This window comes from Agrobacterium sp. RAC06 (genome assembly GCF_001713475.1).
In the GTDB taxonomy this organism is placed as follows: Bacteria; Pseudomonadota; Alphaproteobacteria; order Rhizobiales; family Rhizobiaceae; genus Allorhizobium.
Genome location: NZ_CP016499.1, coordinates 1566376 through 1581538, shown reverse-complemented (window position 1 = coordinate 1581538; position 15163 = coordinate 1566376). Strand labels below are relative to the sequence as shown.

14 protein-coding genes and 1 tRNA gene are annotated in these 15163 nt (G+C 62.5%); 4 read left to right on the top strand and 11 right to left on the bottom strand.

Annotated elements, in window-relative coordinates; all coding sequences use genetic code 11:
• Positions 1 to 19: 19 nt before the first annotated feature.
• From BSY240_RS07735 to BSY240_RS07725, 3 genes are all read right to left on the bottom strand, one after another.
• Complete coding sequence (locus BSY240_RS07735; RefSeq protein WP_069041915.1) at positions 20 to 2314, bottom strand: TonB-dependent receptor domain-containing protein; 2295 nt, start codon at positions 2312 to 2314, stop codon at positions 20 to 22.
• 140 nt (positions 2315 to 2454) lie between these two features.
• Positions 2455 to 3462: a FecR family protein gene (locus BSY240_RS07730; protein WP_083229586.1), complete on the bottom strand. Its 1008-nt coding sequence runs from the start codon at positions 3460 to 3462 to the stop codon at positions 2455 to 2457.
• Positions 3463 to 3634: 172 nt separating this feature from the next.
• Positions 3635 to 4150 carry a sigma-70 family RNA polymerase sigma factor gene (locus tag BSY240_RS07725; RefSeq protein WP_054150952.1) on the bottom strand — a complete coding sequence of 172 codons (516 nt, stop codon included), beginning with the start codon at positions 4148 to 4150 and terminating at the stop codon, positions 3635 to 3637.
• Between the two features lie 276 nt (positions 4151 to 4426).
• Here BSY240_RS07725 and BSY240_RS07720 point away from each other — a divergent pair, with 276 nt between their 5' ends.
• A complete protein-coding gene (locus BSY240_RS07720; protein ID WP_069041914.1) occupies positions 4427 to 5350 on the top strand; it encodes a fatty acid desaturase in 924 nt (307 codons plus the stop codon).
• 35 nt (positions 5351 to 5385) lie between these two features.
• Entirely contained in the window at positions 5386 to 6174 is a 789-nt protein-coding gene (locus BSY240_RS07715; RefSeq protein WP_069041913.1) for a phosphate/phosphite/phosphonate ABC transporter substrate-binding protein, read from the top strand.
• 42 nt (positions 6175 to 6216) lie between these two features.
• Here BSY240_RS07715 and BSY240_RS07710 read toward each other — a convergent pair whose 3' ends face one another.
• Both BSY240_RS07710 and BSY240_RS07705 read right to left on the bottom strand, forming a co-directional pair.
• A complete protein-coding gene (locus BSY240_RS07710; RefSeq protein ID WP_040300825.1) occupies positions 6217 to 6477 on the bottom strand; it encodes a hypothetical protein in 261 nt (86 codons plus the stop codon).
• A gap of 449 nt (positions 6478 to 6926) precedes the next feature.
• The gene (locus BSY240_RS07705) at positions 6927 to 7346 is read right to left on the bottom strand and encodes a hypothetical protein (protein WP_069041912.1); all 420 of its coding nucleotides are present in this window, start codon (positions 7344 to 7346) and stop codon (positions 6927 to 6929) included.
• A 337-nt stretch (positions 7347 to 7683) separates the two neighbouring features.
• Between BSY240_RS07705 and BSY240_RS07700 the strand changes: the two genes are divergently transcribed.
• Both BSY240_RS07700 and BSY240_RS07695 read left to right on the top strand, forming a co-directional pair.
• Positions 7684 to 7760: transfer RNA gene (locus BSY240_RS07700), tRNA-Pro, on the top strand.
• A 284-nt stretch (positions 7761 to 8044) separates the two neighbouring features.
• Entirely contained in the window at positions 8045 to 9085 is a 1041-nt protein-coding gene (locus tag BSY240_RS07695; RefSeq protein ID WP_069043884.1) for a LacI family DNA-binding transcriptional regulator, read from the top strand.
• Positions 9086 to 9124: 39 nt separating this feature from the next.
• Here the strand turns inward: BSY240_RS07695 and BSY240_RS24580 are convergent, their stop codons facing one another.
• The 6 genes from BSY240_RS24580 to BSY240_RS07665 all read right to left on the bottom strand — a co-directional run bounded on the left by BSY240_RS24580 (position 9125) and on the right by BSY240_RS07665 (position 15068).
• Positions 9125 to 10144: a PAS domain-containing methyl-accepting chemotaxis protein gene (locus BSY240_RS24580; RefSeq protein WP_069041911.1), complete on the bottom strand. Its 1020-nt coding sequence runs from the start codon at positions 10142 to 10144 to the stop codon at positions 9125 to 9127.
• The gene (locus tag BSY240_RS24345; protein ID WP_236759333.1) at positions 10117 to 10365 is read right to left on the bottom strand and encodes a hypothetical protein; all 249 of its coding nucleotides are present in this window, start codon (positions 10363 to 10365) and stop codon (positions 10117 to 10119) included. Before BSY240_RS24345 ends, BSY240_RS24580 begins: the two co-directional genes overlap by 28 nt.
• Before the next feature lie 257 nt (positions 10366 to 10622).
• Positions 10623 to 11531, bottom strand: coding sequence for a MerR family transcriptional regulator (locus BSY240_RS07680; RefSeq protein WP_083229585.1), 909 nt, complete (start codon positions 11529 to 11531; stop codon positions 10623 to 10625).
• Positions 11532 to 11674: 143 nt separating this feature from the next.
• Complete coding sequence (gene cysN, locus BSY240_RS07675) at positions 11675 to 13153, bottom strand: sulfate adenylyltransferase subunit CysN (protein WP_069041908.1); 1479 nt, start codon at positions 13151 to 13153, stop codon at positions 11675 to 11677.
• Between the two features lies 1 nt (position 13154).
• On the bottom strand, positions 13155 to 14111 hold the full coding sequence (gene cysD / locus BSY240_RS07670; RefSeq protein ID WP_054150960.1) for a sulfate adenylyltransferase subunit CysD: 957 nt from the start codon (positions 14109 to 14111) through the stop codon (positions 13155 to 13157).
• A 210-nt stretch (positions 14112 to 14321) separates the two neighbouring features.
• Positions 14322 to 15068: a phosphoadenylyl-sulfate reductase gene (locus BSY240_RS07665; protein WP_069041907.1), complete on the bottom strand. Its 747-nt coding sequence runs from the start codon at positions 15066 to 15068 to the stop codon at positions 14322 to 14324.
• Positions 15069 to 15163: the final 95 nt, after the last annotated feature.

Here is a 15163-nt window from a genome sequence, read left to right as displayed (position 1 = left end):
GCGCGATGCGGTCTTGTTGTCAGAAGGTCGCCTTGACGGAGAGAAGGAAGCTTCGCCCCTTCTCATGCAGCGGCGTCACATTGCCGAACTCCTGGCCGTAGGTTGCGCGGCTGGCATAGGTCTCGTTCAGGAGGTTCTGCACCTCCGCGCGAAGGGTCATGTGCGGCAGGCTCTCAGGGTTCCATTCGCCAAAGAGGTTCACAACCTCATAGGACCGGTAGGTCGCGTCCCCGGAAGTGTATTCCGGCGCGATTTCGACATCGCCGCCGATGGTCAGACCCCAGTCAGCAAAGCTGTGGCCCGCCGAAAGCACGATGATGTCGCCAACCGGCGTGGTCAGGTAATTGCCGGTATCGGAATCCGCCGGCCGGCCGTCGATCTCCGCATCGACATGCGCATATTTGACCTTGATGAAGCCGTCGATCCAGTCGTAGCCCGCCGCAAGCTCGAAGCCATCAGTCTCCACTTCGTGATTCTGATTGCCCAGCGCGACCGCGAATTTCGCAACGCGGGCATTGTGGATGCGACTGCGGAAAAGGCTCGCTTCCGCCGTGAAGCCGTCGTGATGGAATTCGAGGCCGGCCATCAGGTTGTCGGCGGTCGTCACCTCCGGCCCTGCCGCGCCATAGGTCCAGCCGGGGTTCATGATGAAGGCTTCCGCCAGCGGAATGCCGGCCCAGACATGCGAGGCGCCGGCTTTTACCGTGAGGAAGCGCGTGAGGTCGTATTCGATCGCGGCATTGCCGCTGAGGCCGGCATGGCGCCACCTCTGGCCGGTGGTGCCTTCGAACCACTGCCGGTCAGCCCGCCCGCCGAAGGACAGCCGCGTTGCCTCGAAGGGTTCGAGACGGGCCTGGGCATAGACCCCGATGTTCCGGGCAGTCTCCGCCGCGTCCTCCGCGTTGCGTGCGGTGTCGAGCTCGATCCGGTCGCTGTAGAAATCGAGACCGGCAACCAGATCGCCATCCTCCAGCGCGAACCTGTTCTGCAGGCGCCCGTTCAGGCTTCCGCTTGCGCCCCGGCCCGCATAGGAAGCCGGGTTTCCGCTGCCGTCATCGAAATAAACAGGCGTTTCGACCGCGCTGTGGCTAAAGGCGAGACGCACCAACGGGTCCCACCAGCCCTCCGGCGCGGTGTCGCTATAGGTGAAGACGGTGTTGTCCCGGTCCAGCTTGTAGTTTCTGTAGCGAGGTTCCCAGGCTCGGCCAGTTGTGACCACGCTGGCATTGGCACGGAATGGCCGCTCCGCATCGTCGCGGATCCGCTCGTGGCTGATCTCGAAACGCTCGCCGCTCTCTGCTTCGTAGGCGAATTTGCCAAGCCCGCTCAAAAGGTTGGTCGCGGTCCCACGCACCTCCTCGCTGTCGCCGGCATGATAGTTCTCGCCCCTGCCGTAGTTCAGGAAACCAAGGAACTCGAAACCGTCCTGCATCGCCCAGCCGCCGAGCCCGGTGGTGAAGGTCTCGGCGTTGCTGTCATAGGTCTCCGACACCAGTCCGCCGAAACCATCCTCGGACAGAAGGTCCTTCACGGTCCGGGTCTCATAGGCGATCGAGCCGGTGAGTGCGCCGGGACCGGCATCGGCCGGCGCGATGCCGGCGTCGATGGTGACGCTGCGCAACAGCGCGGGGTCGATCAGGTTGGTGGCATTGTGGTGGAAGACGCGGTTGTTCTGCCGGCTGCCGTCGATGGTGACGGCAAGCGTCGTCTCTTCGAGGCCGTTGACGAAGACCTTCTGCGAGGTCGCGATCGAGCTTCCGACGCTGACGCCTGCCGTGTCGCGGAAGACATCGGCGATGTCGGACGGATTGCGCTCCGCAAGCGCTTCGGCGTCAACAGTGATTGTGCTGATGCCGCCTTGGATCCGCCGATCGGTCACGTTGATCTCTTCGATCACGGTCGAACCATCCGTCGCGGAGATATCGCCGGGCAGGGCGGGCGACGTGTCGCCGATGACGACGACGCCATTGTCGATGCGATAGGCAAGGCCGGTTCCGGTGAGCATTTGCGCGAGCGCCGTGTCCATCGTCAGGGCGCCGGAGACGGCGACCGAGCGCGTGTGGCGGGCAAGCTCCGCGGCGAGCGACACCTGCAGCCCGGACTGCTGCCCAAAGGCGCGCAATGCGTTCGCAAGTGGCTGTGCCGGAATGTCATAAGCCTGCACGGTCTCGCTACCGGCCGCCGTCTGCGCCGCCACAGGCAGGCTGGAGGCCCCCGCCAGAAGCGTAAGCGCGCAAGCGGTCGCCGTCAGCCGGCGGCGCCACGCCGCGCTGATCAAGGCGTCCTGCTTCGCGGGCAGTCTCGTCGAACGCATACTCATTCCCATGCAGAAACCGATCTCGGCTCTGCTTAGATGAAAATACGAGTAATTCAGACAAGTTTTTCAGCATCGTCCAAATTTTTTGCGTCTGGTATGCCTAAGTCCATTTAGTGGATTGATATTGAACGAAAAAATTATCGGCTGGAGATGATCCGCAGATAGGGCGAGGCCTTGCGGACCTGCAGCCCGAAGGGTGCGACAAGCGCCATTAGTGCCTTGTCGGGGGCGCTGAGATCATAGAGGCCGGTCACTCTGAGAGCGGCAACGTCGCTCTCGGGCATGACGATCCAGCCGGAGTGCTGGCGCTGGATGAGCGCCACGACGTCGCCCAGCGGTTGGTCGGTGACGGCAAGCTGACCCGTCCGCCAGAGCGCGATGTCGGCGGGGTCGACCTGGCTCCGCTCCGTCTTGCCATCGGCACGCTCGACGTTGACCACGTCACCGGGTTGCAGTGTCAGTTCGGCGCCGGCTTCTGCCTTATCCGGCGTCAGCGCGATCGCCCCATGCGCCAGCTCCACGCGCGTGCCATGACCGGTGTCGCGCACGCTGAAGGCTGTGCCGAGCACCCGGACCGATACATCCGGTGCCGCAACGACAAAGGGGCGGGCGCTATCGCGCTCCACCTCGAAAAAGGCCTCGCCGGCGAGCAGCCGGACATGCCGCGCGCCGCCATCGAAGTCCTCGGCCAACGCCGTTTCCGGAGCGAGCGTCACCTTGGAGCCATCCGCCAGTGTCACGATCTGCGTCTCGCCGACCCCTGTGCGGAAATCTGCCTCGAAGCGCATCTGGAGGGTAGGAGCAACGAGAACGGCGACCAGTGCCGCAGACATCAAGCTGGCGGAGACGATACCGAGGCTGCGGCGCGAGACGCGCCAGCCTTGAGGGTGAGCCGACCGGTTTGGAACGGCATCGATGACCGGCGGAACGGCTTCAGGCGCGGCAGTCGGCATGTCGCCCAGGGCCGCCCAGGTGCGACAGATCCGGGCCCAGGCGCCGGCATGGGCCTCCGAGGCCTGCAGCCAGTCGTCCCAGGCAGCGATCAGCGCCGCGTCGGTCGGTGCCTCGTTGAGGCGCATCAGCCAGTCCATCGCCTCGTCGAGAAGCCGCTCCTGCTGCTGCTGTGAATGATCCGTGACGCTCACCGGCCGACCGTTCCCTGACTGCTGCGTTCGTGTTGTGCGAGGACTGCAAGTGTTCCGCCGCCTCCGCGCGACATGGCAGCGCCTATCGCACACTTCTCCGTGCCTATTGAAGATACGATCGACGCCCTGCTTTTTTTCATCTTGCCCCCGGCATTTTTCCGTGTCGCCCCCATCAATGGCTCGCCCGATCCATGGAGAGCGCGATCTTGACCATGCCGCTGCGGATCAGCCGATGGGCGGTCGCAACCGAGATCCCGAGTTCGCCCGCAATCGCCTCCAGCGTCCAGCCTTCGATGCGATAGAGTTCGATCGCCCGGCGCATATCCGCAGGCAGCCCCTCCAGCGCCTCACGGGCGACGCGGGCCTGGTCGGCAAAAAGAACCGTCTCTTCGGGCGAGCCCGGATCTTGCGGCAGGATCCAGAAGGGCGGATCGATATCGCGCCCGCGCGTCTCGACATTGCGCCGCTTCAGCTGATCGAAGGCGAGATTGCGCACGATGCTGTACAGATAGGCGAGGATCTGGCGCGGCGCATAGCCGACGCCATCCTCCGGCTTCAGCCGCAGAAAGGCATCCTGCACGATGTCTTCCGCCTGGTCACGCGAACCCAGAAGCCGGGCGGCATAGCTCACCAGGGCCGTTCTGTTCTCGAGGAAAACCTCAAGATGGCTCTTGGTTTCTGCAGCCATGGGGCGTTCGATGTCACCGGATTAAAATCTGAGTGTGGAATGAAGCTTTCGCTTATCCCATTCACCAGATGGTTTCAATCGTGGGAGATGTCGGGATGCGGTTGACTTGCTCGCAACCCATCAAAGGAGCCGCCCGCCGAGGCTGGATCCGCGCTTTTTGCCGATTTCCGCCGCTTTGTGATCATATCGCGTCATTTTCTGCCGCTTTTATTCTATCAGGCCTGCAAGCACACAGTTACTCTGAACGTCCATAGGGGATTCGTCTATGGGGACTGCATGGCACATCTTGCCGAGGGTGAGATCGTAATACCGCGCATTGCGCGCATCGAATGGCCGACCGTCGCATTGGCCTTTTTGATCTACGGGGGATTTATCGCCCTCACATATTTCTGGCGCGACATTCCGCTTCTGATTCTCGTGCCATTGGGAGCCTGGTTGATTGCCTGGCACGGGTCGCTGCAGCATGAGGTGATCCACCATCATCCGACCCGCCACGACCTGATCAATGATGCGATCGGCGTCCCGCCGATTTCGCTGTGGCTGCCCTATCATGTCTACAGGGCAAGCCATCTCGCCCATCACCGCGACGAGCATCTGACCGATCCGATCGAGGATCCGGAATCCTATTACTTCACCGCCAAGGACTGGGACCGCTTCGGCTGGGCTGGTCGCACGCTGTGGGAGTTCAATCTGACCCTGATCGGCCGCCTGACGGTTGGTCCGGCCATCATCCTCGCCTCCTTCCTCTGGCATGAGGCGATCAAGGTGATCCGCGGCGAGGGCGACAGCCGGCGCCTCTGGGCCTGGCATGGTGTCGGTGTGGCCATCGTGCTCTGGTGGGTGCTCGTCGTCTGCGACATGCCTTTCCTGCTCTTCTTCTTCGGCTTCGTCTATTGCGGCACGGCGCTGTCTCGTCTGCGCTCCTATGCCGAACACCGCTTTGCCGACAATCACGAGGAGCGCACGGCGATCGTCGAGAAAAGCCCGCTCTTCGGCCTGCTCTTTCTCTACAACAACCTGCATGTGCTGCATCACCGCGTGCCGGCGCTGCCCTGGTACATGCTCCCCGGCATCTATGAGCGCCACCGCGATTTCCTCGTGCGGCTGAACGGTGGTCTGGTCTATCGCGGCTATTTCGATGTCGCGCGCCGTTTCCTCTTCCGGCAACACGACCGCCCGACCCATCCGAGGCACTCCTGACAGCGGCCTCTGACACCAGGCTCGTAAGCCTTCGGATGTATGTCGCGCCATCCGTGGTGGCGGAGGCGCAGCGGGTGCTCTGGGCCTTCCTGCGCGACCATCTGCGCAGTGCAGGCATGGTCGGCCTGCCCGAGATCCTGGACGAGGCCTTGCCCCACCACGAGGCCTGGCTCGATCCGCGCCTCGTGCTTGCCCAGACCTGCGGCTTCCCCTTCGTCAAACATCTGAAGGGCAGGGTCCGCCTCGTCGCGACCCCGGTCTACGAGGCCCCGGGCTGCTCCGGCGCTGACATGTGCAGTTTCATCGTCGCCCGCGAGAGGGGCACACCAACAGACCTTGCGGCCTGCCGGGGACTGAGGGCTGCGATCAACGAAACCGGCAGCAATTCCGGCTACAATCTGCTGCGCGCGGCAATTGCCCCGCATGCCGGCGGTCGCGCCTTCTTCACCGACATCCTCGAGACCGGCGGCCATCTCGCCAGCATCGAGGCCGTGCGAAATGGTCAGGCCGATCTCGCGGCGATCGATTGCATCACCTATGATCTCCTGCGCCGCCATGCCCCGGAAGAGATCGAAGGCCTTGTCATCCTCACTGAAACCCCACGCGGACCCAATCTGCCTTTCATCACCAGGCTGTCTGCCTCGGATCATGAGATCGCCTTGCTCCGCGCCGCACTGAAGGCCGCCATCGCTGCACCCGAACTCGGAGGTGTCCGTCAGACGCTTGGGCTTAAGGAGGTGGTCGTGCTGCACGAGAGCGCCTACGACATCCTGCTCGCGCATGAACAGGCAGCGATCGCAGCGGGCTATCCGGATCTGCGTTAGGCTTCCTTCCGAAACTGTGGCAGGTCGGAAAGACCCCTTAACTTATAGCTTCACCTTGACCGGGCGCCAGACGATGGTCTCCGGCGTGCGGTCGTAAGGGTTGTCCATCAGGGTGATCTTGCAGTTTCGCGTGTCGCACTGCTTGCAGCGGAACTTGAGCGAGAACGGGTCGCGGCCGTGGCCGTAGAAGCTGGCGAGATCCTTGGCGAGAAACCGCCCCTGGTTCTGACATTCACGACAGGTGGCAACCACCAGCATGTTGTGGCGAAGCGCTTTTCCAAGGGTATCGATCGTCTGGGTCATGACTGCGATCTTGAACAAAACAAGAACATCGTCAAGTGCGCACATGATCACGAAACGCTGCTGCCCCTGGTTTTCAAGGCTTTTTGCAAGGGAGCGGAGCCCCGCGGGCGCGGCATTTCTCTTGGCGGCTAGGTCACTGAAAATTAACCATAAATTCTGCCGGTTGTAAGGTAACTGTTAACCTTGATCTCCCTATAAAGAATGCGCTTCCACCAAGGTAGTGCGTCGCGAAGCGCTCGGTTTCTGTATTGCGTATCGGGGAGGGCGTCATCCACGGCGTCCTCCCGCGCACGCCATATACCGGGTGTTCAGAGGGCATGAGGCCCCGGCGGCGATTGGTGCACGGCGCATGCCACGAAGCCCGTCCGGTTGGACCGGACCTGGAAACAAAAAGCCTCCACGCCATGCTGGCGGGAGGCTTTTCCATTTTCTGAAGCGCGCGGGGGGTATCAGCTTGCCGTCAGGAATTCCGCGCAATAGCTCTTGCCGCCATTTGTGCCCGGCCGGTCGACGACCGTGCGAACGCTGCGGATGATATAGTCGGAAGAGACCGTGAGCTGGACCTCGCAGCGCAGATATTCGGTGCGCGCGCGGGTGAGAAGCTTGCCCCTCTTGCCGTCGCCGAGATCCTCGTATGTCGCCGGCACGACCCGGGTCTTGAAGCCACCGCGCCAGGTATAGAGCGTCGCCGAACCGGAGGCCGCATCCGAGACGGGCGGTCCGAACTTGGCGAAGAAGGCGCCTGCCTGTTGGCCGTTCCAGCGCGTTTCTATCTCGTTCGTCGGTGCTCCACCCACCGTCGTGCAGCCTGCAGCAGCCAGGCAAAGCGTTGCGATCAGTCCCGTCGTCGTGCTTTTCAGCAAATTCATTGTCACTGTCCCTTGAACCCCATGAGGGCCGTCGTCGGCGCCATGCCGCCGGGCGCATTCGGCCCACACCTGCTTTACTGCGAAACCGGCACAGACGAAATGGTCGTGGCTCCTTGTGCGACGCAATTTTTACGACGGTGACTTGCCCGCAACGGCGCGCCGCTCCAGCGCCAGACGATCCCCGCAGCCTTGCGGACAGCCGTCGATCATCGACAATTAAGCCAATGAATTCAGCAGCATGCAGTTCGCGTCACGAAAACTTCAACTTTCTCGCCGCTTTTTGCGTTTCCCTGCTTGTGCAACGAAAATCGCTGGTCTATAGAAGCGCCGCTGGTCACGGAGTGTAGCGCAGTCTGGTAGCGCACCACGTTCGGGACGTGGGGGTCGAGTGTTCGAATCACTCCACTCCGACCAGTTTGATTTCCCGAAATCTCCCCCGCTTGTCCCCCATAATAGGATGCCCGGTAGACGATGTGCGGCGTCGGCTTGCTGTATCTCTAGCCCGGTCAAGTTGTATATCCTGCAGACAGTGGTAGTGGATACGCATCTCCCATTTCGCTCCCAGATGGGGATTGCCTCAGTAAGTCATTGCTGAGGAACGCAGATTAGTCTATCTTGAATTGTATTCGGCGACGCAGGCAGGGATCGGCCCGGCTGAAAATGCCACCATTGATTGCAATCGGGATGGTCGGGTGAGCATGATCCCAGGGACGAGAAAACGTCGTCAGCGCCAGGACAAGGTGACCCTATCGGATGTGGCCCAAAGGGCCGGTGTCAGCGCGATCACCGTCTCCCGGGCCTTGCGCGATCCCGAAAAGGTCTCGCCGCAACTGCGGGACACGATCCTCAAGGTTGTCGAAGAGATGGGCTACGTGCCCGATCTCGCGGCCCGTGCCCTTGCCAGCAAGAACAGCGGTCTCGTTGGCGTGCTCTCGCCCGGCCTGACCAGCCACGCCTTCCTCGCCCTGATCCGCGGTATCGAAGATCGCGTTCGTCCCTCCGATCTGCGCATTCAATATGCCAGCGCAGACAGCGACAGCGAAGATCAGTTGCACCAGTTGCGCTTCTTCATGTCACAGAACCCCGCCGGCCTCATCCATGTCGGCCAGATCGGCGACCCCGCGATCGACGATCTCCTGCGTCGCGCGCCGTGCCCCGTTGTCGAGATCATGGATATCAGCCGTCAGCCGACGGATATGGCGGTTGGGATCGACCACCGTCTGGCCGCAGAGACGGCGACGCGGCATCTGCTGGCGAAGGGCTACAGACGCATTGCCATGCTGGGTGGTGCCTGGGATTTTCGTGCCCGGCGCCGACAGGAGGGCTTTCAGGCCGTGCTGGAGGAAGCCGGGCTTTATGATCCGGCCCTCGTGCTCTCGATCGACAGCAGCACGAGCGTTGGTCTCGGCTGTCATTTGCTGGATCGGCTGAGGAGCGAGTTTCCGGATGCCGATGCCGCCTTTTGCCACAATGACGACATTGCGCTCGGCGCGTTGTTCGAATGCCAGAGGCGCGGTCTCGGCGTCCCCGATGATTTCGGCATCTGCGGCTTCAACGATCTCGAATATGCCGGCTTTGCCTTCCCGGCGATCACGTCGGTGCGCGTTCCCCGTTACGAGATCGGCTATCGTGCCGTGGACATGATCATCCGCGCCTCCGGATCGGGCGCCTATCCGGCAAAGGTCGTCGATCTCGGCTACCAGCTCGTGTCGCGCGGATCGACGGCCCGCGACGGATGACACCAGGGTCGTCCGCGCGGGCACGTGTGTCTGGGCCGCTCAGGCGGCCCGGTTCATCCGGAAGGAAGCCGCGCCGGACTGCTGGTTGCCGAGATTGAACTGCCCGATCATGCCGCGCAGCTTGTCTGTTTCCGTCGACAGCGTCGAGGCGGCAGCACTGTTTTCCTCGACCATCGCCGCGTTCTGCTGGGTCATCTGGTCCATGCCGTTCACGGCGCTGTTGACCTCGACCAGACCGGACGACTGTTCGCGCGCCGCCGTCGAAATGGCAACGACATGGTCGTTGATCTCGACGATCGGCTGACTGATGGATTTCAGTGCCCCACCGGTATCGCTGATCAGCTTGACCCCTGAGGCTACCTCGCTTGCGGAGTTCTGGATGAGATCCTTGATCTCCTTCGCTGCCTTTGCCGAACGTTGTGCGAGCTCGCGAACTTCCTGGGCAACGACGGCAAATCCACGGCCGGCTTCACCGGCGCGCGCTGCCTCGACGCCGGCATTCAGCGCCAGCAGGTTGGTCTGGAAGGCGATCTCGTCGGCAAACGGCTCGGTCAGCTGGAAGCCGAAGTCACCGGAACAGAGCCGCTTCAGCGCGTCCCTGAGCGAGCTCACGGTCCGGACGCGTGCCGTCGCGTCGGTCGCGAACATCACCACCTTGCCATGGATGTCGAGGATCGGATTGTAGGAGGCGGACATGATCATCTTCTTGCCGGCCTTCATCATGCGCGGGAATTCGGCGGCGATATATTGGCCATCACGCAGCCTCTGCCAGAACGTCTTGTCGTCCTCGGAATTTGCATGCGGCTTGTCGACGAGCATGCTGTGATGCTGTCCGATGATTTCCGCCGGCGAATAGCCCATCATGTTGAAGAAGTTCTGATTGACGCTCATGATCTTGCCATCGACAGACAATTCGATGATCGCCTGGGAGCGGGAGATCGCCGCGATCTGGGCCGCATAGTCGACATTCAGCAGACGCGCCTTGGCGTCGGCCCATTCGACCATGAACCCGACCTTTTTCGCGCCATGCTTCAACGGCGTGACGAGCAGGTCGAACACCCGGGTGCCGACGGTGATCGTTGCGCTGTGGCGGACTTCAGCGCGGCCAGCATGTTGCGCTGATGCGAGGGGTTCTTGTGGAAGACGTCGATATTGCTGCCGATCAGGGTCGCAACACTGAACTTCGGCAACTCCTTCTTCAGGTCGACTTCGGCTTCCTTCAGCAGGTCCATGACCGCAGGGTTCATATAGGTGACGTTGGGATTGGCGTCCGCAACCATGACATTGGCCTGCAGCGCATCCGCGAAAATTAGAGGCGGAAAAAAATGCATGCAAGAAATAAATGAAGAGCTAAAATACGAGCGCCCTGTCTACCTTTCATGCGATTTTTTGTAGTGCCCTGGGCCGAGCAAGCCTTGAAGCGGCGCGGACGGGGCAGGGGATGACAGGTCGGAGGACCAGCGAAGAACTACCAACGCGTACTGTCGCGAACAGGAGCCACAACGAGGGGAACCCGAGGCGAGATTGACGAGTGCGCTCACTCAGCCTTTTGAAGGGCCGGGGCCGCCGTTGCCAGCGCCTCCAGGAAGACATCCATGTTCGACATGAAGGAGACGCCGGTGATCGGAGGGAGGTTCCCGTAGGCCGCGCCGCCGATCCAGATGTCGATATAGGGCGAAAGCGACGATCGCAGCGTCTCGAGATGGAGCTGCAAAGTCGCCCTGCGTCCGACAAGCGCACTCAGGCAGACGCAGACGACCTCACGCCGACGGGCCGCATCGGCGATGTCTCTGGCCGGCAGGCTCGCGCCGAGAAACAGCGCGTTCCAGCCCCTGAGCCGCGCGAGCAGGGTCACGACCAGCGCTCCGACGTCGTGATCTTCCTTTTCCGGGGTCGTGGCGATCAGGCGCGGCGCGTCAGGTGACGGCATCGGACATCGGTCGAAGAGCCCGCCGAGGACGCGCTTGATATACGCTGTCGTCATATGCTCCGCCGCGATCGAGACCTCGCCGGCGGCCCATTTCGAGCCGACTTCGCGCATCAGCGGCAGCGCGGTGACGCGAATGAAATCTTCGGGCGCTTCGGTTTCAGCGCGTGCCTGCAAGAGCGCCTGCAGACGATCACTGTCCATGTCCTTTATCGCTTCGATGATCTCCGAAATGGTTTGCCGGCCCGCCAGTTCGCATTCGAGCCGCGACAAGGCCTCGTTGGACAATGGCACGAGCGAGCTGATCCGGTGGCCGCCGTCGCTGCAGGTCTTCAACAGCCGTAGCCGTTCCACCTGTTCGCGGGTGTAGAAACGCCGTCCCGTGGGGCTGCGCTCCGTAGGCTCAAGTCCATAGCGCCGCTCCCAGGCATGCAGCAGCAGTTTCGAGATCCCGCTCGTGGCAAGTGTTTCGGCCAGGCCAATCAGCACTTCCCTCTCCTGCTGCCTGTTGCGATGCATGCCCACCCCTAGCTGATTTGCAGCACATATTAGCGTGGCATTTCAGGAAGGAAAGCGGGCTGGTTGTCGCGACTTGAAACGCAAACGGCCCGCGCAAGGCGAGCCGTTCGGTATCGGTGCGACCTTGTGGCCTGGTCTGCCGATCAACCGTCGATATCATCCAGCAGCTGACGGGCGGCGCTCGTCGTGACACGGCGTGTCTCGACTTCGTCGCGGCGGCTGGCGAGCAATTCGGTTGCCAGCAGCTGTTCTGCAAGATCTGCCGGCAGCGACAGGATCACGCGCCCCTCATGGGCGTTGAGCCCGCTAAGTTCGGTGCGCTTGGCGCTAATCATGCCGCCGGCCACCGTGTTGTTGGTATCAGGATCGATCAGGATGAAGGCGCCGGTGCCGCGGTTGAGCTCGTAAGGATCGAAGATCGCGGTTTCGTCGAAGGCAAGCTGCACCTTGCCGATCGCGTTCATCTGCAGCATCTCGGCCGCCTGCCACTTGCCGGACTTGAGGTCGAGCTGCTGCACAGGCTGGACCTGCACGCGCTGGCGCCGCGAGCCGGCTTTCAGCCAGTAGCGCTTACCCGGCACGATGCCATCCGGCTGCAGGGCGACGATCTGTGCGTCGAACGCAAGCCCCGTCTGCGGCTGGGCGTCGAGCGAAACGATCATGTCGCCACGCGCCACGTCCACCTGCCGGTCGAGCACCAGCGTGATCGCATCGCCTGAAACGGCGGCATTGCGCACGAGGTCGAAGGTGACGATCTGCTTGACGTTGGCGATCTGCCCGGATGGAAGGATGGCGACACTGTCGCCGGGCTTCACCGCACCGCCGGCAACCGTGCCCTGATAGCCACGGAAGCTCTCGCCCGGACGCGAGACGCGCTGGACGGGCAGGCGGAAGCCGGTCGACTGGCCGGAGCGCAACGTGGCGAGTTCAAGCGTCTCGACCAGCGTCGGGCCTTCATACCACGGGATCACCGAGCGGCCGGAATAGACGACGTTCTCGCCCTTCAGCGCCGACATCGGGATCGCGGTCACCTGGCGCACGCCGAGCGTCAGCGCCAGAGCCTTGAACTCGGTGCTGATCTGGTCGAACACGGCCTTGTCGTATGAGACGAGGTCGAACTTGTTGACCGCCAGCACGAACTGCTTGATGCCCATCAGCGAGGCGATGGTGGCATGGCGGCGGGTCTGTTCGAGCAGGCCGGCGCGGGCGTCAACCAGAAGGATCGCAAGATCCGCCGTCGAGGCGCCGGTTGCCATGTTGCGGGTATACTGCTCGTGGCCGGGGGTATCGGCCACGATGAAGGAGCGGCGGTCGGTGGCGAAATAGCGATAGGCGACATCGATGGTGATGCCCTGTTCGCGCTCCGCCTGCAGACCGTCGAGCAGCAGCGCGAAGTCGGGCAGGCCGAGATCGTTCTGCTGGCCGCTATCACGACGAAGCGTCGCCGCCTGGTCTTCCTTGACGGCCTTGGTATCCCAGAGCAGGCGACCGATCAGCGTCGACTTGCCGTCATCGACGGAGCCGCAGGTGATCAGGCGAAGGGGACGCGAGTCGCGGATGACGGGTGCGGCTTCGGTTTGGGTTGCCTCGGAGGCGAGGGCGGTATTGGCAGCTGCGATCATCTCAGAAATATCCTTCGCGCTTCTTCTTTTCCATCGAGCCGGACTGGTCGCGGTCGATGGCGCGGCCCTGGCGTTCGGAGACGGTGGCGATTTCGAGTTCGGCGATTACCTCGTCGAGGGTGGTCGCATTGGAGCGGATGCCGCCGGTCAGCGGCCAGCAACCGAGCGTGCGGAAGCGTAGGTTCCCTTCCTGGATCTGTTCGCCCGGCAGCGGCTCGAAGCGGGGATCTTCCGCCCACATCAGCATGCCGTCGCGCTCCACATACTTTTGGCTCTTCGCATAGTAGAGCGGCGGCAGCTCGATGTTTTCGGCCTGGATGTAGCGCCAGATGTCGACTTCGGTCCAGTTCGACAGCGGGAAGGCGCGCACGCTTTCACCGCGGCGGATCATGCCGTTATAGATGTTCCAGAGTTCCGGGCGCTGGTTGCGCGGATCCCATTTGTGGTCGGGCGTGCGGAAGGAATAGATGCGCTCCTTGGCGCGGCTCGCTTCCTCGTCGCGGCGCGCGCCGCCAAAGGCCGCGTCATACTTGCCGGCATCGAGCGCCTGGCGCAGCGCTTCCGTCTTCATCACGTCGGTATGATAGGACGAGCCATGGCTGAACGGGCCGATGCCCTCTTGCTTGCCGCGCGGATTGGTATGCACGATCAGGTCGAGATCGAACTTTTCCGCCGTCGCATCGCGAAACGCGATCATCTCCGGGAATTTCCAGCCGGTGTCGATGTGCAACAGCGGGAAGGGCACGCGGCCGGGGAAGAAGGCCTTGCGCGCCAAGTGCAGGAGCACCGAACTATCCTTGCCGATCGAATAGAGCATGACCGGCTTTTCAAACTCGGCCGCCACTTCGCGGAAGATGTAGATCGCCTCGTTCTCCAGCGCCTTCAGATGCGGATCAAGCGGCGGCTTGGTGACGGGATCCTTGGAATGCGGATCAAATTCGGATGTGTGTACGTGCATTTTTCTTCCTTTGAGCTTCCGCCCGCATGTGTCTTTTGGGGTTGCCCCTCATCCCCGGCGCAACAAGTTGCGCCTGAGCTGCCGCCACCTTCTCCCCGTAAACGGGGAGAAGAGCCTTGTGGCGCCGTCTGCGGCTATCCCCTTCTCCCCGCCTGCGGGGAGAAGGTCCCGGCAGGGGGATGAGGGGCAAATCCAAGGGCATTCAGTTGTTCAAGCCGGCGTCGGCACCGAAGACGCTGCCGCCTCCGGAACGTGCAGCCCGCATTCCCGCTTCTCGTCATTCTCCCACCACCAGCGCCCGGCGCGCTCCGGCTCGCCGGGCTTGATCGCCCGGGTGCAGGGCTCGCAGCCGATCGACGGATAGCCGCGCGCATGCAGCGGATTGACCGGCACGCTCTCGGTGTCGACGTAAGCGTTGATGTCGTCGAGCGACCAGTCGGCCAGCGGGTTCACCTTGATCAGGTCGCGCTCGGCGTCATATTCGGCAAAGGGCGTGGCCGCACGGTTGCCGGACTGGGAGCGGCGCAAGCCGGTGATCCAGAAGCGGGCGCCGGTGAGCGCCTCCGCCAAAGGCACCAGCTTGCGCACATGACAGCAGGCGTGGCGGGCTTCGACGCTTTCATAGAAGCCGTTCAGCCCATACTTTGCCGCATAGGCGTCGATATCGTCCTGGCGCGGATAAAAGCGCTTGATCGAAATCCCGAAGCGCTCTTCAGTCTCGGCGATCAACTCGACCGTCTCCTTGAAAAGTCGCCCCGTCTCCAGCGTCGAGACATCGATCGGCAGCTGGCCAAGCCCGATCGCCGCCGTGATCACCTGGTCCTCGATGCCGAGCGACGTGGTGAAGACGGCACGGCCATCGAGAGCTGAAACGATACGCAGGCGTTCGGTGAGGTCTGCCGATGCGAGTTGCTGGTCCAGTGCCCTGGCCAGATCTGCGGAGGTGTTGATGGTCATCATAGGGTCCCTACTCAGTGGTGCCATTATCCGGCATGAGCGGGGGGACGGACAGAAATCGACATGCGCCGAGGCGGAGACAAAGAGCAAATATC